Annotated in this window: 2 protein-coding genes; both read right to left on the bottom strand. The window is 75.3% G+C overall.

What is annotated here, in order from left to right:
* On the bottom strand, positions 1 to 235 hold a 235-nt coding region (locus D7V93_RS40505), incomplete at its 3' end, for a hypothetical protein (RefSeq protein ID WP_147451605.1).
* Complete coding sequence (locus tag D7V93_RS40500; RefSeq protein WP_341870996.1) at positions 232 to 3,279, bottom strand: MG2 domain-containing protein; 3,048 nt, start codon at positions 3,277 to 3,279, stop codon at positions 232 to 234. The genes D7V93_RS40505 and D7V93_RS40500, both read right to left, overlap by 4 nt.
* Positions 3,280 to 3,434 lie beyond the last annotated feature (155 nt).

Genomic DNA, 3,434 nt, shown 5'->3' with positions numbered 1-3,434 from the left:
CGCCCAGCCCCTCCGCGCCGAAGGACTTCATGCTCTTGCGCTTCGCCATCTGCGGCGGTGCCTCCTGGAGCGCCCCGTCCATCATCGGAGGAGCCATGGTCGCGACAGGCATCGGCTCACCCGCGAGCGCGTAGGCGGCGGTCTCGCCGTTGCGCATCATCGCCACGGCCCACACGCCCATCACGAAGCCCACCACGAGGCCAGCGGCCCCGACCTTCATCGCGCGCGAGCTCATGGCGCCTCCCGGGCGACCCATGCGCCCCAGTTCACGACGTCTTCCGGCAACCGCGTTCCACTCACCACCACCGCGCGGGGATCCGTCAGCGCCAGCAGGTCCGCCGGCAGGCGCGACAGCCGCAGCTTGCGGCCGAACGCATCCGTCACCTTCTCCCCCCGCTGCTCACACGCGGCGAGCGACGCCGTCCACAGCCGGGCCAGGCCCGCTGGATCCAACGTCTCGCCCGCGGGCGCCGTCTCCTCCCACTTGCGCGTCTGCGCGTGCAGCTCCGTCAGCACCGCGTAGAAGGGCTCCGTCAGCTCCGCGTCCGGCAAGAAGGGCGTGGTCCCGCTCGCCGACACCCGCGTCTCCAGCTCCTCCGGCGGCGGCACCTGGGTCACCCGCAGGAGCGCCGCCGCCGCCGCGTTCGCGCCGCGGATCCGCCCCATCGCCAGCGCCTGTCCGTCCAGCACCCCGAAGGCCGGTGTGGACACCGTGGGCGAGGGCCGCAGGCCATCCAGCGCGTCCGCGCCCGGCAGCGGCGCGAGCTGCGACAGCGTCTCATCCACGCCGAAGAGGCCCACCGCCGCCGCCCCGTCCTTGCCATCCACCACCGTGTGGACCTGGAGGTGCGCCAGCTCTCCGGGCGCGTACGCGGGCTTGTCCGGCGACACCTCCACCGACAGCTTCGCGCGCGGCGCCACGTACACCCGCGCCTGCGCTTCCACGCCCTCCACCTGGGCCCAGCCCTCGAAGTCCGGGGGCAGCGTGAAGCGCGCCGAGCGCGTGGCCGGGTCCAGCACCTCCTTCAGCCGCGCCTGCCCCGCCACCAGCACCAGCGTCCGGGGCAGCTCGCCCTGGAAGTCCGGGCCGCGCAGCAGCTCCACCTTCACGGACTCCCCGGCCTTCGCCAGCACCGGCGTCGCCCGCAGGCGCAGGGCCGGCAGCCGCGCGGGGCGCACCACCCACTTCGTCTCTCCCGCGTCCTGGCCGTCCCACTTCGCCCGCACCTTCAGCTCGTACCCGAGGAACGTGGTGGCCTGGGCCTGACGGGCCTGCCCCGGCTCCACCGACGGCTCCAGGGTGAAGCGCACCACGCCCATGGAGGACCCTTGCGGCGAGCCGTCCTCCGAGGCCTCCGACTCCTCCAATGCCAATGCGGGCGCCGACACGCGGATCCGGGCGAAGCGCGCCTTCACGCACGCGAGCGCCGTCGCGGAAAGCGCCGGGCCCTGCGATGGCCGGGAAACCCACGACACCGCCACGTCCCGCTGCCCGACCCCCTGTCGCCAGGCCAGCGTGACGGGCACGTCCAGGGCCTCCGACAGGGTGGGCGACAGGCACGCGCGTGCATCCAGCGCGGGGCCGGCCAGGGCTTCAATCACGGCCTGCGGGTCACCGGAGGCCGCTTGCGGCTCCAGCTCCAGCAGGGGCAGTCCGGGATCCGTGACGTAGAACTGGAGCGCGAGCATCCGCTCCCTGCCGGACGGCAGCGCGCGCCCGCGCAGCACCGCCGCCACGCACGCGCCCAATCCATCCTCGGAGCCGGCCACGTCCAGCACCTGCCCCGACGGGGCCACCCGCGCCGCGAGCGCCACCGTGGCGGACCCCATGGACGGGGAGACGAAGCGCGCGCAGGGGTGCAGGCCCGGCAGCAGGCGCTCCAGCGCGAGCTGATCCCCGAGCGACGCCTGCTCTTCCTGTTCGTTCAACAGGTCTCGCGCCGACGCCAGCCTCACGGGCGGCGGGCGCGGCATCACGCGCACGGGCAGCGGCGGCACCACCACGTTCACCGCGGGGCCAGGGTCCAACTGGAAGGCGGCCACGCCGTCCTCGTCCGCCACCGCGCGCACGCCCGGATCCGCCGGGTCCCACGCGCGCGTCACCGTCACCTCCGCGCCTGGCAGCACCCGGCCCGCGGCGGTGGTGGCGCGCAGGTACACGCGGTTGCTGAAGCCCGCGACGAGCCCATCCTCCAGCTCCGTCACCGAGGACACGGCGAGCGCGTCCTCGGACAGCAGCAGCGACACCGCGCCCCGCACCGGCTCTCCCGTGGCGTCCTTCGCCTCCAGGCGAGCGCTCAGCGTGACCTGTCCGCGCAGGTCCGCGGGCACGCGCGGCAGCGTCACCCGGAAGCGGCCCGCCGCGTCCGTGCGGACCTTCTGGGGAAGCTCGCCCTTGAGCCACTCCGGCGGAGGCGGCCACGCGCCCGCATGACTCCACGCGAGCGCCACGTCCGCGTCCGCCACCGGCGCGCCGGACGCGTACGACACCTGGCCCGTCACCTCCGGCGTCTCGTTCGCGCGCCAGAAGGGCTTCGGGCTCTGGGCCTCCAGCCGCAGGCGCGGCAGGCTGAAGGGCTCCACCGTGAAGCGCGCCTCGCCGGACGCGCCGCCGCTGGTCCACGCCACCGTCCACTCGCCCGTGGTCGCGCCCCGGTCCAGCGGAAGGTCCCCGGCCACCACGCCCCAGGGGCCCGCGGGGGCGCGCTCCTCCAGCACCACCTCTCCGGTAGGGTCCATCACCTTCCAGGTCCCCGGCCGCCCGTCGAGCGGCGACAGGTCCTTCGCGCGCAGCGCCACCGCGCGGAAGCGCACCCGGTGCCCGGGCTCGTAGAGGGGACGGTCCGTCAGCACCCGCACCCGCGCCGGCGCGTACAGCGGCAGGGCCGCCTCCACCGTGTCGCTGCCCAGCGGCGTGGTGACGCGCGCGCGCAGCCGGTAGTCGCCGTCCGGCACCTGGGGCAGCGTCACCGGCGCGGTCTGCGCGCCGTTGTCCAGGCGCTCCCAGCGGGCCTGCTCGTCCACGGGCAGGGGCGTCTCCTTGCCGGCCGCGTCCACCAGGACCAGCGCCGCGGTGCCCCGGCCCACGAGCGCCCGCAGGGCGTTGCCGTGTTCGTCCACCGCGTTCGCCTCCGCCCAGACCGCCACGGTGCCGGAGGCGCCTCGCGCCAGGCCCTGGGCGGACACCCCCGCCGTCTGGCGGAACGCGCCGTCCGGGCACTGGGGAACCTCCACGCCCTGGAACACCCAGGCGGAGAGACACCGCCCGGACGCGGCCACGGCCAGGCCTCCCCCTACGAGCAATACGCCAAGCCCGCCGGCGACCCACCGCCGACGCTGGATGCGAACCGTCATGCACTCACCCCGTCCATCCACTGTACGCCGGAACACCCGGGGAAGGTCCCGCCCCCCACCCCTTTGCCGCGCCCTCGGGT

Origin of the sequence: Corallococcus llansteffanensis (assembly GCF_003612055.1) — a bacterium.
Lineage (GTDB): Bacteria > Myxococcota > Myxococcia > Myxococcales > Myxococcaceae > Corallococcus > Corallococcus llansteffanensis.
The sequence above is the reverse complement of the archived record's forward strand: the minus strand, read 5'-3'. Positions and strand labels throughout refer to the sequence as shown.